Origin of the sequence: Mesobacillus boroniphilus JCM 21738 (genome assembly GCF_000517385.1) — a bacterium.
GTDB lineage: Bacteria > Bacillota > Bacilli > Bacillales > Cytobacillaceae > Mesobacillus > Mesobacillus boroniphilus.
On the sequence record NZ_BAUW01000012.1, the window covers coordinates 19,448 to 37,670 of the forward strand.

Below are 18,223 nucleotides of genomic sequence, written 5' to 3' on the forward strand. Positions count from 1 at the left end.
CATGAATGGTTTATTTAGAAATCACTTTATGATAAGAATTGACCAGTTTAACACAATCTTTAAAACCATCTTTATCATGACATACTGGAAGTTGTGTTGCGTTGACGGCGTAGGTGAATTTATCAGCGGTTTTCATTGGTATTTTACCATCAACAATTACTTTATCATATGGCAAGTAGACTGTAATTAGATGGGTATATTTTCTGTCGATTGATTTTACTTCTTTGATCCAGACACGGACATTTATCGGCAGTGGCCCTTCCATTTCCACACTTTTTTTTTGCGCTGGATTTTTTGAAATACAAATCCGAGGCATCTTGCGTCAACCATAGCTCCAGCGTCTCATATATAAAGATCTATGGAGCGCCTTCCTCCACCTCTACTTCTTCCCCTGTTTCTATGAATTCTGTCGTAGTTTCTGCTTTACCTGCAGAAACCGAAGAAAAAGCAAATATGCTAATTCCCCTTTGTAAAAGAAAAGTCTTCGTAAACTCTTGCGATTGTCCATTCAATAAATATCTGATTATTAATTCTCAATTGAATCCAAACCATTTCATAAGATTTAGACGAGACTTATATTCTTATATGTATACTAGCATTCCCTTTCAATACAATATTTCTGTTTCTTAATAATCCATAAAAGGAATAGGACTATTCCCAATAAAATAAGACCAATATACGAATACCAATAATCAATAAATAACTCACATTGAAGTTGCTGAATTTCTTTAACTCTTTCAAAGTAACCCAATAGTTAACTCCCTTGTATTAATAATATCTAATACGCTTGGGAGAAGCTTTGGTTTCAGCCTTTTTAAATGCCAATTACTCTACCATAGTTTATTTTATACACTAAGAAGATAAGTCCTATTTTATGAACATCCTTGGACAATAAAGCATGGAGGTCTTTTATGTATACATATGAAACATTCGTTACCCATGGAGCAATTAATAGTACATCTTCAACATGATGGATTTTCTGCTTCTCTAATTCTTTTTCCAGCCACTGTTCATCCAAGCCAGCTTCTTTTAGATTTTCGCGAACTACTTCTCCGTCCAGGATCATGTTGACTGGCAAGCTTGGGTCTTCTGCTTTGATTTTCATATCGCTATTTTTAGGCGTGTCATAATCCGCTTTGGGCAGGACACTGACCATTCCATTCGTTTCGATGATCGCGTATTCTACTTCGCGTAGTGAAAAGTAGCCCTGCTGTCTTACAAGACTCTGTAACTGGTTGATATCCAGCTTTGCTTTTTTTAAAGCCTCGAATTTAATCTTTCCTTTGCGGATGACAATGTTCGGCTCACCCTCTAGCAATTTCCGGGAATATATGAACTTTTGCGTCACACTCTCAGTAACATAAACAAGCACTCCCCACAAGGTAACGGCAAAGGCAATTTCCCCTATTTTAACCTCATGGTCATAAATGGCATTTCCCACCAGCTCACCAAGGATGATTGCCGAAATAAAGTCAAACGGCGTAATCTGGGAGAACTGCGTCTTTCCTTGTAACTTCGTCATGATAAAAAGAAATACAAATCCACTCGCCAACTCTACGGCAATTGATAAATAATGATTCAACACTCCCACTCCTTCCTTCTCATTATGGGAAGAATTGCGAAAGTTGAACCGTTATTTTTCGAAAAAACTCCATAAAACGACAAATAACTCGATTTTTTTGTCAAATGTTTTATTCCCACATAACGGTAAAATATGTAACTTTTATGATAAAAAATCGTTTATAAAGGTGAAAATACGATTTTTATATTGTAGGGCCCAAGACCATTTCGGCAAAATGGGCCTGCAAATGAAATCAAGGGGTTGGGGAATGAAAAAGTTGCTGGTTTCGATGATGCTTCTATTGTCGCTGTTGTTCTTTGAGGCACCTGCAGAGGCTGCTGGCGGGGATATGATTATCATCAATAAGTCTAACAATCAACTGGCTTATTACAAAAATAATAAACTGGTAAAAACGTTTAAGGTGGGAACTGGGCGGAAAGCTTCTTATACGCCCGAGGGCACGTTCAAAATCGTCAACAAAATCAAGAATCGCCCTTATTACAGCGGGAATATACCAGGCGGTGACCCTAGGAACCCGCTTGGCGACAGATGGCTAGGAATTAACGCGAGAGGAACATGGGGAACAACATATGCCATCCATGGCAACAATAATCCTAAATCAATCGGCGGATATGTAAGTGCTGGTTGCGTCCGGATGTATGATAACGAGGTTCAGTGGCTTTATGATCAGGTGAAAGTCAATACTCCTGTTGTCATCACCTCTTCCAATAAGTCCTTTAACGCCATCGCATCTGCGAACGGATATAAAGTTACAGGCCAGGCTGCAGTACCAGTCATCGCTGCACCAACAAGCACTGTCCTAAAAAAAGGCATGAGAGGACCTGAAGTAAAACAGCTGCAGCAGGCCCTGAACAACAAAGGATATAGCACTATGGGAATCGACGGTGTATTCGGCCCAGCTACGGAAGCAGCATTAAAGAAATTCCAAAAAGCGAAGAAACTAAAAGTTGACGGTGTCGCCGGGCCAGCAACCAAAAAGGCGCTAGGAATTAAATAGCAAAATGACGGTCCCTCCTTTAATAGGAAGGACCGTCTTCAATTTACACACCTTTGACTAATTCTCTCATCGAATTCAGCTTTTCAGAAAGCTCCAGGAACCATTCTTCATCCCCAGTTGCAAGCGCTAAATCAATCAGATTTTGTATTTGTGCCTTATTTTTCACTTTAGGGTCAGGCAATTTTTTTACTCCATTTGTGGAAATTGGAATTATTTTGCCAACAATGGATTCATCATCACTTGATGTAATCGTTGCATTAACCTTTTCGTCCAGAATATCTAGGGACTCTATATATCCGATGAATAATTCACCATCCCGGGATTTCCCCTTTACCCAATCGCCTACTTTTAAAATACTGTTATTATTGGACAACATATAAGTCACCTCATTCATTTAATCTGTAATATTTTTCATTACATTTACCAGCCAAGAAGTCGTTGGCTCCTTAGTCACAACAGTTCGTTTCTTTTACCAGGTCCACTATTTCTTTAATAGAATAATGCTTTAAATATTCTCCCAAGTGTTCTTCGGCACCGAGGAAGATAGCAAACAGAACCTTGTGCATATTCGCTCCGACCACACACTTTTCATTAGAGTCAGGACACTTTGGCTGCAGTGCACCTTCGGAGGTCAGCTTATATATATCCCAGAGATTTACTTCATTTAAATCGAGCGCAAAAATGAAGCCGCCGCCGGTTCCTTCTTTTGATTTGATAAATCCATGTTTTTTTAACAAGCCCAGCACTTTGCGGATCCGCACGGGATGAACCCCTGCACTCTCTGAGATGGCTTCGCTTGTCGACATTCTGTCCGGCTGCAGTGCAAGCAGGGTTAAACTGTGAATGGCCAGGGTAAAATCGCTGTTCATTGCCTGCCTCCTAACAAAAGCAACTATTTGTTATGCTATATATTACCTTTCATCCAGTCCAATTTAAAGCAAAAGCAACTAGTTCGCGATACTATCCCACTCAGCGGCAGTAAATGTACGTAGCTTGCGCGGCAAGAAGCTGCGAATCTCTTCTTCATTATAGCCAACCTGCAGCCTCTTATGGTCCTGGATAATCGGGCGGCGCAGCATTTGCGGATTTCTTCTGATCAATTCATATAATTGATTCAGCGGAAGAGAGTCAATATCCAAATCCAGCTGCTTATAGGCTTTTGAGTTCGTAGAAATAATCTCTTCCGTTCCATCCTCTGTCAATCGAAGAATCGATTTGATTTCATCAACAGTAAGTGGCTCAGATACGATATTTCTTTCAATAAAAGCAATTTGATGTCCCTGCAGCCAGGCTTTTGCTTTCCGGCAAGACGCACAGCTTGAAGTGATATATAAAGTAACCATTAATCAACAGCTCCTCCGTCTAACTGTAAAAATAAAAATTACAGATAAACAACAATAAAATCTTTTTAGATATGAAAATACCGATACTGTAATATTAAACTTTACAGTTAGCAATGTCAATAGTAGTTTCAAGGGTTCCCCCTTTTAACCACCCATTTTTTCCTCCATGTAAAAATAGGCTTATCCCTTCGAAACTCTGTTGCCATCATCTCGTCAAACTATTTGAGGTGATAAAAAATGAAGAAAACAAAACGTTTGATACAGCTCGGGTTGGGCATCTTGTTGATGGTTTCATTACTCTTTTTCGCCAACGGGTTTGGTTATGCAGATGACCATTCTCTGACTGTTAAAAAAGGTGATACACTTTACAGCATTTCAAAAAAACACAACCTGACTGTCCAGGAGTTAAAGGATTTCAATGGTTTAAAGAACAATACCATCTATATTGGCCAAAAGTTGATGCTCCCTGGCGTGACAGAATCAGAGCCGATGTATGCAGTTGTTGGAGGTTCTTTTACCAAGAAAGACAATGCAACAAAGCAAATCGCTAATCTGAAAAAGAAAGGAATAGAAGCTACGGTCATTACGAAGGTCATTAATGATAAAACTTATTACCGCATCCAGGCTGGTGTTTTTTCAAAAAAGGCTAATGCGGAGAAACAAAAAGAGCTGTTGAGCAAAAACGGGATTAAAGATGCCTATATTGTAACAAGTAAGAATCTTCATGTCCTTGATGTCCACGTTGGTTCCACTTACAGTCAGCTTCTGCAGGAATTCGGAAAACCTTTAAAAACGGAGGACCAGTTGAATATCAGGTCACTGTACTACAATGGCGAAGGTGCAGGAGTTCGGGTGAATTTTAACATGGAGAATGGCTCAGTGTTTGGACTGCAAGTCTATCCGGAATATTTAAAGCTCAGCTCCCTTCCGAAAGACAAAAGCCGGGTTATTGATATATATGGTTACCCTAATGAAGTAAAGGACGTCTCCTGCTACGAAAGCGCGACTTGCGGACAATTCATCTATCAATTAATAAGAACAAATTGATCATCCAGTTCGATCGTGATGGAAAAACTGTTCAGTATTATGATTTAAGTAAATTGCAATAGCTTAGAGGCCGCCATTTAGCGGTCTTTTATTTTGCAATTTCGGATAAATGAAATGCCATGTATAAATAATAATGGAGGATGTTATTAACCTGCGGAAGGAGAATGTGTAGCATGAGAAAATTATTGTTGATGGGTTTTATGCTATTATTGCCCCTGAATATGATGGCCGGATCAACCCCTGCCTACGCTAAACCACAGCACACATGTATTACCCAATCTGAGGTAAAGTTCGAGAATGATTTCAGGAGACTATGGGTCGACCATGTATTGTGGACAAGCAACTATATTACAAGTGCAACAACAGCAGGCGCTGAGGATCAAAAAGATGTGCTTGATCGGCTCCTGAAAAACCAGGAGGATATCGGAAACTCAATCAAACCGGTATATGGAGAGGCAGCCGGAAACAAACTTACAGACCTGCTTAAAGAGCATATTGTTATAGCAGGAGGTATTGTTGAAGCAGCCAAAAGTGGTGATAAAGCAAAGCTAGACCAGCTAAACAAAGAATGGTTTAGAAATGCAGACGATATCGCAGCCTTCCTCAGCAGCGCAAATCCAAATCTAAAAAACGAAGCTGTAAAAAAGTTACTGTATACTCACCTGGAAATGGTGGCAGATGACCTAAACGCAAGCTTGAAAAAAGATTGGCAAGCAAGGATTGTTTCGATCGACGACGGAATGACTCATATCATTATGATGGCCGATGCCATTTCAGATGCAGTTGTGAAGCAGTTCCCGGAGAAATTTAAGAAGTAAGCATAAGCTTAGGAAGGTTTTTAGTCAAAACCATGACAATTAAACCTTCCAGTTGTCAAACAGACCGTCCCACGAACAATTTCTTCTTCATTTTTCAGTAAATCCCCCACCGCGCTGCACGTTCCTTAAACTTGAAACTTGCACCTTTGTAGCTTTAATAATGTTTTTACTTTAGATATATTTTTATTACAAACACATATTATGAGCTTAGTATGTTACACTTTAATGATAGTGTTTTATGTCTACAATACAACGGGGTGCTTATTTGGAATGTCTGCATTTAAAAGTGGTTAAAGAACTTGCAAACCAGGCCAAGGGACATGGGATATATTTTTTCCAAGATCAGGAGCGTTATATTTCTAACGTGGTTGACTTTGTCATCTCAGGGTTAGAACGGAATGAATATTCCATCATTGTAGAAAATGACCGAATTATACCATTGATACAAAAAAGACTCACAGCCTTATTTGATGAAAGCCGTTTAGAAAAAGTAAAGTACGTCAATAATTATGATTTTTACTACGCCAAGGGAGACTTTAGGATTAATTCAATTTTCGAATTCCTGCCGAACATAATTGAAGGTTTTTCAGAACTTGATGTAGCTGTCCGGTCCTGGGCACATGTCGAATGGCGAGACGAAGTCGAGGTAAGTAAAAAATTAATGGCCTCTGAAAAAGAAGCCGATGTAATTGTGAACGAAACAAACCTTCTTTCCGTTTGTGCCTACGATTTTGAAAGGGTTAGTGAAGAATTCAAGGAAGGCCTACTAAGCTGCCACAACTTTTTTATAAATGAAAAAGAAGATGGCGTGTAAACTGACATCAGTTTTGCACGCCATTTTTCTTATTTAATGTGATTTCATATGTATAGTGTAAACAATCCTGTGAAACATAAGCACCCATTAGTTTAAGTGAATAATTTCACAAATTTAAAATTATTACAGGAATGCTGTCCCTTTAGTTGGAATAGGAACTGTTCTTTTTTACTTTTGAAATCACAAAATAAGAAACCAAATATAAGAGGCATAAAAAGAGGAAAACTATTAAAACTGAAAGTAAGAACTTATCTTGATGCCATACTGTTCCACAACAACTTATTCCATAAAAATAAGGCAAAGGCGGATCAATGTTAACAACTGTCAGCTCTACAAATCCTATTGGGAAACCTATAACCATCGGGAAACTCTCTTTTAACTCGTCATATGTTTTAATCATTTCTCCGTCAAAAAAAGCGGTAGAATAAACAAAAATGCACGAAATAAAAAACAACAATGGTAGAACTACTAACTTCTTTAAAAAAGGTCGCATTTCTAAATCACCTCAAAAAGCCCCTCTGAAATCTCTTCATTATTATTGAGCAAAACTGCCCCTTCAGTGCAATAAGAACTTCAACAAAAATGGCGTTTATCCTTCTGGTCAACGCCATCATATTGAAAGATATCAGCATTAGAGTCCAATGTTAAAACTTCTTCAGCATCAATATTATCACTTGATATTCTTGTTGTTTCGCCTCCATTAGAGCATCCATTATGGGTAAATAATGCTAATGCAATCAAGACATAAAATAACTTTTGATCCAACGTATTACCCCCTTAATTATATAGATATTCCTCTATCTAAAAGCTCCTTCTTCAACATAACTGCATCTTTCTTTGAAAAGTCATAGGAATTCTAGTTTTACATTTAGATTTCCCAATACTTCAATTATTCCTATGCCTTACCATACGGAACTTCCTATGTAAGCACAAATTGGGAATTTTCAGACACCTTAAGTACTTCAGGAGTAGGCATATTTGTTCCTAATATCCCTTTAATTTAATGAGTCTTTTAATCCTCCGTCTTGCATGTTGACTACAACTATTTTACAATTTTCTGACCAATCAATAATTGATGTTTCTTGTAAATCTCAAACCATTATTAACCCAATGAATTAGATTTGTTGAGATTGATTCGGCATGATTAGGAGCCATGTCTCCAGAATCTGCAATCAATATTTCTTCTTTATCACTCAGAAGCATCAGAAAAACTCTCCCATCACTATCATCATCGATAGAGATAAAACCACATGCAAAACCCTGTATTTCCCAAGTTTTATTACCTTCAAGAATATCATCGGTACCATAAATGTCTTTGAACAGCGAGCTTGCCAGGTGCCAAAACGGTTCGACCCATGATGAGGTGGATATCATTAACTTAGTAACAACAGTTACGATTTATTGGAAAATATAGGAGGGTATTAAGGTGAAGAGGAGGCTAGGTTTGTCTATTATAGAAAGGAACTGTTAGAGAGGAGAATACATGCATAATTTTAGAAATAAAAAAGAAATAGTTTGAGAAAAAGGCTAGCCGAAAAATTTCCCAACCTAAGAAAGACAAATTTATCGGGAGCAAAAAGGACTTTTGTACTAAAATATGGATTATAAAGGAATTTATATCCACATAAAGGAAGTGGGTGAAATGTAACGATAAGTGTTTTTGTCGAAATAAAAACATATTAAAGAATCAAGGGGGAAGGTAGAATGAAATTAGCAAAGGCATTGAAAAGGTTTACGGCTATGTTATTTGTAGCTATTCTTGCTTTTAATCTTTGTGGGATATCAGCATCTGCGGCTGAAAAAAGACTGTCTGTACCAGCTTACAATCAAGCCAAAAGCAAATGGTGCTGGGCTGCAGCTGGACAGGCGATAGTGAATTACAAAAAGGGAACTTCACATTATCAGTGTACTATTTATAAGGAAGGGAAGAAATACAGCGCATGTACTACTGATGAAGATGGTTCAATTTATACACAGTTTACTAACATCTTTACGTTTGCCAAATTTTCAAGCACTGGGACGGTGGTGTTCAGTCCAACGAGTTGGTCAACAACGGTGGGTCAAATTAATCTGAACAGACCTATTTTAGCTAGAATAGGCTGGAAGAGTTACAATTCCGGACATTTTGCAGTAATTTCTGGTTATAATGATGGTTTAACGGATTATGTCTATTGGACGGATATTGGACTGTCCGGCTCAACAACAAGAAAATCAACATATTCTGCATTCAAAGACAATAGTGAGTGGACATGGACCACTTCACGATATGCTATGTATTAATTAGGGGGAAAATATATGAAAAGGCTTATAATCTGGATTTTATCAATTTTTTTATTTGCTTTCACCTCTCCTGCTGCTGCAGAAACGAGCATTCCAAAAGAAGCACAGGAATTTGCGGATAGATTTTTTTATAATATTGTTGTAGAAGAACTCGGTACGGAACACGCTGCTAATTTTAACTTAGATCCGGATTCTACGAATATAACTTTTGGACCTCTTTTTCAGAGGTTTAGTGTAACTCCGGAATTTGTTCAGGAAAAAAATCCTGACCTTTCTAATGGTATCGTACCATCCGATGAATACCTTTCTGTTGTTTATCAAGATGGAAAGCCAATCAATGTAATTGGCACTTATAAGAATGAAGCTGGAGAATTTGCTCTTTCCACTTTTGGTTATGGAATTGATTTGGCAAAGAGAATGGATAAATTCAAGGGCGATGAAGTATTGCTATATGAAGGCCCAGCTGATGCTTGGTATTTGTATACTGGCAAGAAAATCAAACCTCTTAATGATCCTGCGAAGCAATTAATGAAGGAAGAAAAGGACATCAGTGACTACCAAAAAATTATTCATGAGAGATACAAGGATGCCGATCCAAACCCTGAAATGGGTGGCGGTATAATTGTTCCTGAAAATAATAATGATGACAATAAGACTACCACTATTCTGTACTCTATAATCGGTCTCTTAGGAATTACATCAGTAGGTTTGTTTTTCAAAAACAGACAATTAAAACATAGTCAAAAGTAAAATTGTTTCATAAAAATCTGGTCCTCAGTGCGGCGTAACCGAAAAAATTCTTTCTTTATCTAAATGTTTCTTAAAGTAATGGTGACAGGGAGATGCAATAGCAACTCCTTGTCTAAACAAACTCAGTAGTTTGTTTATTATTGGAAAGAAACTCAAAGGTTTTCCAACATTCTTACCAAGTTTCTATGTCACTTGCTTCTTAATCTCCTTCTTTATATCATGCTCTTTAATCCCACCTTTCTTCCCTATTCCTCATTTTTATATCCTTAATGGATGATAAACAGATGTACGATTTAAGCAAGTCTTGTTCCACTATCCCCGTCAGTTGAATTAGAAATAAATTAAACTCTTTTCTCAGCAATCCTTTTTAATTCTGTCGCACGAGTAGCAATAAATTCACTCATATACTTTTTTAAAAACAACGCATCTGCAACAGATCCGAAAATACCTAGTGGTGACTTATACTCAAATATATCGGTCATTATAGTTCCATCTAGGTGTTCAATAAACTGGTGGGTATGAACAAAGGATTGAAAAGCACCTTTTACCATAACATCCACAAACTTATGAGGTCTTTCCATTATAATAACTTCCGCAGTCAACCTTTGCTTAACGCCAAAGTGATTTGCTTCCCAGGTAACTACATCACCCAGTTCCAATAAACCCTCAGTAATGCCACCAACAGCTCTTTCCCTGGTTTTAGTAGTAGTTTGAGTATGTATATCTACGTTCCTTGCCAGGTCAAAACAGAGTTCAATGGGAGCTTTGATAAATTGTTCATTTTTAATAATAGGCATCCATATCCCTCACTAATAGATCGTTATACTTCTTCCACTATCCTGCTCCGATTGTTTAATAAGGAATTCAACAAAAAAGGCGGTTAATCCTTCTGGATCAACACACCCTATTTCTTACAAGTATAAAACCATATGTGTGTTTAAAAATCTGCACAAACCAAAATGGTGATGCAAATTAAAACGTTAAATAAAAGCTAATTTTCGTTCGATATCATCTCTTCTACTTACATTATACAACTATTTTTTAATAATTTATAGACTACTCTTGTTGTAATTGCTCCAGTTCAGCTTTATAGATATCTGCGACATACTGAATCAACGAGATAAACAATTCATCTTTTTTTAACTACAATGTTTGTTCTTCTTTATCGGACATGTTTTTACGATTCGCTGGTTAATGTTATATTACGAATACACTGCTGATACAGAGGGTTTCTTCATATCTGGCGGGTCCATGATTCCTTTGATGATCGGCCTGTTCGCCAGTTTCATTGCAGTAAAAATATATGGTTATAAGAGCCGGCAAAAACATGGTTGAGAACCTTACATTAAAAAACGCGTTAATCCTGCTGGATAAACGCGCTTACTTATGCTGTGATTTAATCACCAATAATCTTCATATCTTCAAATGGGTAAAAAACAACCTTTGTTGTTCCAATGATGCTTTCAATCGGAACTGCGCCAAAATGACGGCTATCTTCACTTTTCCTTCTGTTATCTCCCAGCACAAAAATATGTCCTTCTGGGACTACTTCACTGTCGACAGGCGTTTCACTTAGCGTAAACGAACCAGTAAGAAGTCCATTATTGATTCGCTTTTTGCTCTCCTCCAGATAGGGTTCTTCGTAAGACTTTCCATTTATGTACAGCACATCGTCCTTGTATTCTACCCGGTCACCCGGAAGTCCGATTACCCGTTTGATATAATCCTTGTCCTCGGTTGCATGGAAAACGACGATATCAAACCGTTTCAGCTCGCCAATTTTGGTGACGAACATCCTCTCCTGGCTATGCAAAGTTGGCTCCATGGAAGCTCCTTTTACCTCAATTGGTGTCAGTAAAAACGATCGAACTACAAAAGCCAGTACTATTGCGATTAGAAATGCCTTTGCCCATTCCCAAATTTCATTTCTCTCTTTTACCATATGGCACATCCTTTCCAAACTATTCTATTGGATTCTATTTCCACATAGAACATTCGAAATCCTTCTTCATTAAATTCAAAACAAAAAAGAGGCAAAAGCCTCTTTCGGTAATGATTATTTTTTTACATGCTGCATCAGTGTATCCGGGTCAAATCCAAGAACCAGTTGCCATTAACCTTCGTTTGTGGCACACCCATCTGGCCAGTTTCTTCAACCAGTTTCTGCGCAGCAGCTTGATCGTATTGTACATTAACTTCTTTGTAGTTTAATCCTTGACCCTCAAGGAATTGTTTCATCATTGTGCAGTAAGGTCAAGTGTTCGTAGTGTAAACAGTAATATCGTTCATTCTAAATGCCTCCTTAAAATTATATACCCTGTAATGTATTATCCCGGTTATGCTAAATTTATGCAAAAAAGAAGCACTGGGATACCTATGTTTTTCCCTATTTTACTGAAAAAAAACAGGATGGGAGGTATTCTTATGGTGAGTGGGTACCTAGCTTAATGCAAGCACCATAAATGAATTATCTTCTAAGTACTTCATTAATGACGATATAATGGAAGAAAACTCACTCCAGGAGCGGAGGAAAGATCAATGGAACTTCTTATCATCCCAGTCGCTATCGTATTTATTGCCATGTTCATACATGCTGTAAACGATGTTTCAAAGGTTCGAAAAGAACTGGAATTTGTAAAAAAACAAAATGAACAAATCCTTGAATTATTGAAAACCCAAAAGAAAAGTATGTAGATTTTACTGCCGTGGAGCAAACAGCATAACCGAAACACCAATTATACAAATACCGGCGCCAATCCAGTCGTAAAAATCAGGAGTTTTCTTGTCGACGCCCCATCCCCATAGAACAGACAAAACAATGAACACTCCTCCGTAAGCGGCATAAACTCTGCCGAATGACGGGAAGGATTGAAAAGTCGCAATGACGCCATAAATAGCGAGTGCCAGTCCTCCTCCTATTCCCCAATAAAACGGTTTTCCTTCCCTCAGCCAAAGCCAGACCAAATATCCTCCGCCAATTTCGGCTATTCCTGCAACAATGAACAAAATAATTGCACTAAATATGAGAATCACTTCCTAAATTGATATGTACTAGCATTATAACGTAATTTTACGATCGTAATTAAGAAGTTCAACATGCTTCATGACCGTTTTATAGCGACTTTTTTATTTTTATAGCGAGTTCCCCATTTTTATAGCGACTTTCTCTGTTTTATAGCGAATTGGAAATTCAGCTTGTTTTTTTCCAGTTTCAATTTGTTAAGTTAAAATAAAGAAAATGGTTAATCAGGGAGTTGTATTTATGCTGAATTGGCAATATGTGAGAAGTATCAGTCTTTTTGGATGAACCTGAAGCGGCATTCTCGCCGCTGCGGCAAATGGCGATGCTGACGCGGATCCATGATCTGGTAAATGATAACTCATAGCTTATTATCGCCACGCACTCGCCAATCATCATGGCCTATCCAGATGCAGCGATCTATGAATCAGTGAAGAAGGCATTTTTAAAAGAAAGCTGGAAGAAACGAAATCATTATCGCATCCTGAAACAGTTTTTCAATAATACCCCAAGGATGATTCACCATCTTTTAACTGTATAAAATGGTTATACATAATTAGTACTTATTGATAATGCGCTTAAAAACCCTGGTCACTTTAATAAAATTTGCACGCTGCCATTTAATCCATTCCAGGGCAAGTATGGTAATCATAAGCCAGATTGCACCGGCTAAATGGCCGGCCAGGACATCACTTGGATAATGGGCTCCGAGGTAGATTCGAGTAAATCCGATCCAGACTACCAGAAATCCTGCAACTAAAATTGTCATCCATTTAGTGAAAGGCTTTCTGGCAGAGCGGACGATCAAATATGCGATAAATCCATAAAAAATCAGCGAACCCATTGAATGTCCGCTTGGAAAACTGTATCCAATCGCATCGATCTCAGGATTAATAGAAGGACGCCCTCTTCCGTAAAGATGTTTTAACAATTTGGTCAGCGCACCTCCGCCACCGATGGCTATTAATAAAAAAAGAATGCCTAATTTATCCTTCGCCTTTACCCATAATGCAATTATCGCAGCAAGTGTGCATAACGACAAAAACCAAACAGAACCTAGCTCTGTAACAAAAATCATGATCTGGTCCAAAGTAGGGTTTTCAAATAAGTTAATCCTTTGAATAACTGCCTCATCAATCGCATTGATTTCGTTTTCAAGCATTTCCTCTGCTAATTCCGAGAATATGACGATAAAAAGTACCGACATACCAGCTCCAGCGATCATCAGCAAAAACGGCAATCCTGCATTCTTTAATTCTTGCTTATTTAATTCCACAACACCTACCCTCCTTTTTTAATATCAAAAACTGTTCATTATCCATTATGGAAATCCAACCTTTTTTCATGTTCTGATTTGTTAACCTATAATAATCCAAACTATATTGAACTTTTACCCGACTAAGATCCAAGTAAACGATACAGATATGGTAGTTTCGTCTTCTATATGACAAACGGATTAATTTTACTAATAAAACTTCTTCAAAATCTTTTATCTTTGTTCATGAGGATGACGTCCCAGAAATTACTTTTTCACAATCATAACTTATAAAATCTGCATACTCTGTGATAGACTATTTCTATGGAAAACAACATGAGACTGATAGAAATAGATATTAAGGAGGAGTAAGTATTGTTTAGCAGTGGTTTGATCCTTGAAGGTGGAGGCATGAGAGGTGTCTACACAGCCGGGGTGCTGGAGTGCTTTTTAGAAAATGAATTATTTTTCCCGTATGTCATCGGGGTTTCTGCTGGTGCATGTCAGGGATCTTCCTATATTTCCAGGCAGCCGGGACGTAACAAGCAAGTCACGATAGATTATGTGAAGCACCAGGATTATATTTCTTATCGGAATTTGTTTTTAAAAAAGGAATTGTTCGGGATGGATTTAATTTTTGATAAACTCCCTAATGAGCTAGTTCCATTTGATTTTGAAACTTTCAACAACGCTGCTGAAAAGTTTCTTGTTGGTACGACCGATTGTATCACCGGCGAACCGGTATATTTTGATAAAAATGATGTGCCCGAGGATTTTCTTAAAATCGTCAGAGCATCCAGTACACTGCCGTTCATGGCACCCGCCATTGAGTTCCAGGGCAGGACGCTGATGGATGGCGGCATTGCTGATCCAATTCCAATTCGGAAAGCAATGACTGATGGTGTAAGAAAAAACGTAATCGTTCTTACGAAACCAAAAGGATATCGCAAGAAGAAATCTTTCCTTTCCTGGCTGCCACGGTATGTATATAAGGAATACAAAGGGCTGCACACTTCGCTTGAGACTCGCTACAAGCTTTATAACGAAACTCTTGACTATATTGAAGAACTAGAAGCAAGAAATGAAGTCTTCGTCATAAGGCCTTCAAGGGATCTCAAAGTAGGACGAGTTGAGCGCAATCCTGATAAACTGACTCAATTGTATGAAGTTGGTTATGAAGATGCGAAGGAAAGTTTCGGTAAATTGAAAGACTGGCTGGGCGAGTAAAGATGGTGATAAATGATGCACTTGAAGTTTTATCAAATAGCCTTAAACACGACAAAAGAGTTCAAGCTATTTTTGTGAAAGGATCTGTTGGAAGCGGCGAGCAGGACGAACATTCTGATTTGGATTTGTATTGCCTTGTGAAAGAGAGAGACCTTTATGGTTTGCATCAGAATCGGGTAAGCCATCTAGAGGCCTATAATATTGGTGTGAAATGTTATGCTGGCGGTCCAGTCCTGCCCGTCCGGTAATCGCAATAATCGGACTGTGGTCCATATCTGAATTAGCAACCCCTGTTAAAAGATTCGTCGCGCTGGTCCAAGAGTCGCAAGGCAGACACCTGGCTTCCCGGTTAGCCTTCCGTATGTCCCGGCCATAAAAGCGGCATTCGTTTCATGTCTGTTACAATGAATTCAATGCTCGAATCGAGGAGAGCGTCCATAATATCAAGATTCTCCTCACCGGGAACACCGAAAATGTATTCAACACCCTCGCGTTCCAGACATTTAATCATCAACTCCGCTGCTTTCATATCAACACTCCTTAACGTGGATTAATCCTTATAATGACTGTTCCACGCAGGAGTGCAGATAAACTTTAAGTAATTAGGGAGTATTGGACCAACAAAAAAGTGCGGCAATCTATTTCGGATCACACGCACTTTTTGGTTCAAACATTATAAAGAGTTGCCTTCACCTTTAGTTTTTTTAGCTGGAGTAAACCATCCAACTAGAGCAATTGTTACCAATACTCCATAGAAGATTGTCGTCCAAAGTGTACCATGCGGGAAGTCATGGTCAAGGATAGCGATATCTTCATGAGCCAAAGTAATGACTGCAAGCTTCACACCAACCCATGCCACGATTGCATAAGCAGTTGTTTCCAATGCTGGACGCTGGTCAAGCAGCTTAACGAACCAGGTAGCTGCGTATTTAATCAAGATCAGACCGGCAATCCCGCCTAGAAGAACGACAATGAACTTTCCGCCGTCCATGCCGCCAAAATCTCCTAACGGTGAGTCTGGCAGACCAAGGGCAAGAGCAACTGCCGCAAGAATAGAATCAATCGCAAACGCTAGATCTGCTAAACCGATTTTACCAACAGTAGGCCAGAAGCCCATTCCTCTAGCTTCCTTTTCTTCTTCCTTACGGATATTTTCATTTTCCTTACCAAACTTAGCCTGGATGACATGCTTCAGTCCCAAGTAAAGAAGGTAAGCTGCGCCGATTGCCTGTACCTGCCAGACGTTTGCAATGAATGAAATCGCAAATAAAGCACCAAACCTGAAGACAAATGCCATGATAATTCCATAATTTATCGCCTTTTTCTTTTGGTCATCAGGTAAATGCTTCGCTATGATTGCCAGTACAAGAGCATTGTCAGCCGATAGCAAACCTTCAAGACCGATTAAGATCAATAATGCCCAGGCATATTCAAGCCAAATTCCTTCCATCAACCTCTCTCTCCTTCCTCTTTCACAGTTCTTATGTAAATGTCTCATTAACAATAGAATTACCCATTAAGCCTTGCACAATCCAAAGGAATATTATTGAGTTTCATTCTATGTCTTCTTCATTTACCTATTTCCATATACCTTTTAAAAGCAATAGATAAACTTACCAACAGATAAATGGTTGAGACTATAATACTCTATATTTTTTCAGGAAAACATTCAACATTTTTGTTCTTTCAGAATCAAAAAATAAACAGACGAGCTTGTCCGTTTTATTGGTCCTATGTATCGTTCTGGTAAACAGCGATAAAGTGTATGAATGTTTGTAACTACTTTATACTCCTTTTACTTTCTTTTTTTCCTGTAAAGCCAGGCTTATAGCGATTAGTAATAATATCAAATGCGACGCAAAAAACACCAGGGAATAAATCGAATTTAACGCTAAGGCTACCACCACAGAAGAAGTTGATAGGAAGATTAGCCTACATTCGCTCTCCTTTGCTCTTTGGTCCTGGTTTTGATGATGAAAACGCTTAGTGAAACTATTGTTAAAAAAGCTATGACTGAAAGCGTAAGCTGCATGGATTGTACCTCCCTTTCAGCTAGTCATTTTTTCACACTTCCCAATTATACCACTTTTTTCCGTAATGAAAATAAAAAAACTGCCAATCCTGGCAGCGAACTAAAGATATTCATTATTAAAACCAAACGGAGTTGGAACTACTGTTTCCAGCCGTAACAGGTATAACGCGAACCTTCCCATCCTTCCATCAATGATCTTCGTATCATCGGCACCGTCATTTTTGACAACCTTATATTTCACTTCATTCCCAACGCCATCTTCCGCCCTCCCTACGAATAATACTTCCACTTTCTCATCCGGTTCTGTAGCAATGAAAGCGTAAGATGAACCATCATGTTGGAACATCCCTGTTCCGCCAGGACCGGTTTCTTTAATGAAGTTCTTTTGTTGATCTGGAAGGCTCTCATAATTTGCCATTATATATTTGATTTCTCCATCCCCAAAATCGATCATTATGAACGCAACGACCATCACCAATATAAATGGGACGAGTCCCCTTTTAAGTTCTCTCATTCTTACCTCCAAAGAAATTAAAGTGATTGCCGATAAAACATCCGTGACACTTTTTCGCTAAAAATGGTGATTCCCTTGATGGATATCGTATGCTGGAGAAAAGCGTACAAGAGGAAGATATTTATAAAAAGGACCGACCATTCACCACTTGATTGAAACATTGCCAGAAATACACCAATTAAGAGCATCGCCCAATACTGGAAACTCGAGTTCAAAATCCTTTTCCATACAGGAATGTAATTGTTACTGGTGATGAATTGCATTGCAATAATCACATACCACATCAGACTTAATAGCGCTTGGATAGCTTTCATTCACTTCCGCCTGGATCATTCGAATATCCCCAAATTGCTCAAGTACCGTACGGATTGCTTCCATCTTTTCTACCCCTTGTTTCTGCAGTGCTGAAAATGATCATACAAATGCTGGGTCCATTCTTCTTCCACTTCCTTTTTTTCCTCGTCTTCCAGATGTAATTCTTGAACCAGCCTTTTAATATAGTCGTCGAATTGTTTAATTGATTCTTGTGTTGACACTGCCATCAC

At 38.4% G+C, this 18,223-nt stretch carries 23 protein-coding genes and 2 pseudogenes; 9 read left to right on the plus strand and 16 right to left on the minus strand.

The genetic code is table 11. The features are described 5' to 3' along the window. Window positions 1–10: 10 nt before the first annotated feature. A complete protein-coding gene (locus JCM21738_RS05800; RefSeq protein WP_035209044.1) occupies window positions 11–316 on the minus strand; it encodes a hypothetical protein in 306 nt (101 codons plus the stop codon). A 498-nt stretch (window positions 317–814) separates the two neighbouring features. Then, complete coding sequence (locus tag JCM21738_RS05805; protein WP_023614563.1) at window positions 815–1,582, minus strand: DUF421 domain-containing protein; 768 nt, start codon at window positions 1,580–1,582, stop codon at window positions 815–817. A gap of 247 nt (window positions 1,583–1,829) precedes the next feature. Here JCM21738_RS05805 and JCM21738_RS05810 point away from each other — a divergent pair, with 247 nt between their 5' ends. Continuing rightward, window positions 1,830–2,579: a L,D-transpeptidase family protein gene (locus JCM21738_RS05810; protein ID WP_023614564.1), complete on the plus strand. Its 750-nt coding sequence runs from the start codon at window positions 1,830–1,832 to the stop codon at window positions 2,577–2,579. 43 nt (window positions 2,580–2,622) lie between these two features. Here JCM21738_RS05810 and JCM21738_RS05815 read toward each other — a convergent pair whose 3' ends face one another. The 3 genes from JCM21738_RS05815 to spxA form a co-directional block, all read right to left on the minus strand. Beyond that, complete coding sequence (locus JCM21738_RS05815; RefSeq protein WP_023614565.1) at window positions 2,623–2,955, minus strand: IDEAL domain-containing protein; 333 nt, start codon at window positions 2,953–2,955, stop codon at window positions 2,623–2,625. 70 nt (window positions 2,956–3,025) lie between these two features. Beyond that, window positions 3,026–3,448: an RrF2 family transcriptional regulator gene (locus JCM21738_RS05820; RefSeq protein WP_023614566.1), complete on the minus strand. Its 423-nt coding sequence runs from the start codon at window positions 3,446–3,448 to the stop codon at window positions 3,026–3,028. A 78-nt stretch (window positions 3,449–3,526) separates the two neighbouring features. Beyond that, window positions 3,527–3,922 (minus strand): transcriptional regulator SpxA, encoded by a 396-nt coding sequence (spxA, locus tag JCM21738_RS05825; protein ID WP_023614567.1) that lies wholly within the window; start codon window positions 3,920–3,922, stop codon window positions 3,527–3,529. Window positions 3,923–4,159: 237 nt separating this feature from the next. Between spxA and JCM21738_RS24210 the strand changes: the two genes are divergently transcribed. From JCM21738_RS24210 to JCM21738_RS05840, 3 genes are all read left to right on the plus strand, one after another. Continuing rightward, window positions 4,160–4,969, plus strand: a complete 810-nt coding sequence (locus tag JCM21738_RS24210) for a LysM peptidoglycan-binding domain-containing protein (RefSeq protein ID WP_052019582.1) — start codon at window positions 4,160–4,162, stop codon at window positions 4,967–4,969. Between the two features lie 173 nt (window positions 4,970–5,142). Continuing rightward, complete coding sequence (locus tag JCM21738_RS05835) at window positions 5,143–5,787, plus strand: hypothetical protein (protein ID WP_023614569.1); 645 nt, start codon at window positions 5,143–5,145, stop codon at window positions 5,785–5,787. Window positions 5,788–6,073: 286 nt separating this feature from the next. Beyond that, entirely contained in the window at window positions 6,074–6,601 is a 528-nt protein-coding gene (locus JCM21738_RS05840) for an MEDS domain-containing protein (protein WP_232215863.1), read from the plus strand. A 573-nt stretch (window positions 6,602–7,174) separates the two neighbouring features. On the opposite strand, the gene JCM21738_RS05850 is transcribed toward JCM21738_RS05840, so the two are convergent. Continuing rightward, entirely contained in the window at window positions 7,175–7,366 is a 192-nt protein-coding gene (locus tag JCM21738_RS05850) for a hypothetical protein (RefSeq protein ID WP_023614572.1), read from the minus strand. Between the two features lie 939 nt (window positions 7,367–8,305). Here JCM21738_RS05850 and JCM21738_RS05860 point away from each other — a divergent pair. Next, window positions 8,306–8,881, plus strand: coding sequence for a C39 family peptidase (locus JCM21738_RS05860; protein ID WP_023614574.1), 576 nt, complete (start codon window positions 8,306–8,308; stop codon window positions 8,879–8,881). A gap of 15 nt (window positions 8,882–8,896) precedes the next feature. Next, window positions 8,897–9,631, plus strand: a complete 735-nt coding sequence (locus JCM21738_RS05865) for a hypothetical protein (RefSeq protein WP_023614575.1) — start codon at window positions 8,897–8,899, stop codon at window positions 9,629–9,631. Window positions 9,632–9,972: 341 nt separating this feature from the next. On the opposite strand, the gene JCM21738_RS05870 is transcribed toward JCM21738_RS05865, so the two are convergent. The 3 genes and pseudogenes from JCM21738_RS05870 to JCM21738_RS23080 all read right to left on the minus strand — a co-directional run bounded on the left by JCM21738_RS05870 (window position 9,973) and on the right by JCM21738_RS23080 (window position 11,920). Then, window positions 9,973–10,428, minus strand: a complete 456-nt coding sequence (locus tag JCM21738_RS05870; protein ID WP_023614576.1) for an SRPBCC family protein — start codon at window positions 10,426–10,428, stop codon at window positions 9,973–9,975. Between the two features lie 599 nt (window positions 10,429–11,027). After that, window positions 11,028–11,573: a signal peptidase I gene (gene lepB, locus JCM21738_RS05875; RefSeq protein WP_023614577.1), complete on the minus strand. Its 546-nt coding sequence runs from the start codon at window positions 11,571–11,573 to the stop codon at window positions 11,028–11,030. A gap of 114 nt (window positions 11,574–11,687) precedes the next feature. Continuing rightward, window positions 11,688–11,920 (minus strand): annotated as a pseudogene (locus JCM21738_RS23080) (glutaredoxin family protein). Window positions 11,921–12,169: 249 nt separating this feature from the next. Between JCM21738_RS23080 and JCM21738_RS24215 the strand changes: the two are divergent. Next, window positions 12,170–12,325 carry a hypothetical protein gene (locus JCM21738_RS24215; RefSeq protein ID WP_023614579.1) on the plus strand — a complete coding sequence of 52 codons (156 nt, stop codon included), beginning with the start codon at window positions 12,170–12,172 and terminating at the stop codon, window positions 12,323–12,325. Window positions 12,326–12,328: 3 nt separating this feature from the next. Here the strand turns inward: JCM21738_RS24215 and JCM21738_RS05885 are convergent, their stop codons facing one another. Together JCM21738_RS05885 and JCM21738_RS05890 are read right to left on the minus strand one after the other, a co-directional pair. Then, window positions 12,329–12,655 (minus strand): YnfA family protein, encoded by a 327-nt coding sequence (locus JCM21738_RS05885; protein WP_031307840.1) that lies wholly within the window; start codon window positions 12,653–12,655, stop codon window positions 12,329–12,331. A gap of 551 nt (window positions 12,656–13,206) precedes the next feature. Next, window positions 13,207–13,926, minus strand: coding sequence for a phosphatase PAP2 family protein (locus JCM21738_RS05890; RefSeq protein WP_023614581.1), 720 nt, complete (start codon window positions 13,924–13,926; stop codon window positions 13,207–13,209). 354 nt (window positions 13,927–14,280) lie between these two features. Here JCM21738_RS05890 and JCM21738_RS05895 point away from each other — a divergent pair, with 354 nt between their 5' ends. Together JCM21738_RS05895 and JCM21738_RS23820 are read left to right on the plus strand one after the other, a co-directional pair. Further along, entirely contained in the window at window positions 14,281–15,132 is an 852-nt protein-coding gene (locus JCM21738_RS05895; protein ID WP_023614582.1) for a patatin-like phospholipase family protein, read from the plus strand. Window positions 15,133–15,134: 2 nt separating this feature from the next. Beyond that, window positions 15,135–15,380, plus strand: a complete 246-nt coding sequence (locus tag JCM21738_RS23820; RefSeq protein WP_023614583.1) for a nucleotidyltransferase domain-containing protein — start codon at window positions 15,135–15,137, stop codon at window positions 15,378–15,380. A gap of 45 nt (window positions 15,381–15,425) precedes the next feature. On the opposite strand, the pseudogene JCM21738_RS25435 reads toward JCM21738_RS23820, so the two are convergent. The 5 genes and pseudogenes from JCM21738_RS25435 to JCM21738_RS24220 form a co-directional block, all read right to left on the minus strand. Beyond that, window positions 15,426–15,661: pseudogene (locus tag JCM21738_RS25435) on the minus strand (thiamine pyrophosphate-binding protein). A gap of 144 nt (window positions 15,662–15,805) precedes the next feature. After that, window positions 15,806–16,582, minus strand: a complete 777-nt coding sequence (locus JCM21738_RS05910) for a TerC family protein (protein WP_023614585.1) — start codon at window positions 16,580–16,582, stop codon at window positions 15,806–15,808. A gap of 682 nt (window positions 16,583–17,264) precedes the next feature. After that, the gene (locus tag JCM21738_RS05915; RefSeq protein ID WP_023614587.1) at window positions 17,265–17,678 is read right to left on the minus strand and encodes a hypothetical protein; all 414 of its coding nucleotides are present in this window, start codon (window positions 17,676–17,678) and stop codon (window positions 17,265–17,267) included. Window positions 17,679–17,921: 243 nt separating this feature from the next. Beyond that, on the minus strand, window positions 17,922–18,056 hold the full coding sequence (locus JCM21738_RS26640; RefSeq protein WP_256360178.1) for a hypothetical protein: 135 nt from the start codon (window positions 18,054–18,056) through the stop codon (window positions 17,922–17,924). A gap of 5 nt (window positions 18,057–18,061) precedes the next feature. After that, window positions 18,062–18,214, minus strand: a complete 153-nt coding sequence (locus JCM21738_RS24220; protein ID WP_156315502.1) for a hypothetical protein — start codon at window positions 18,212–18,214, stop codon at window positions 18,062–18,064. Window positions 18,215–18,223 lie beyond the last annotated feature (9 nt).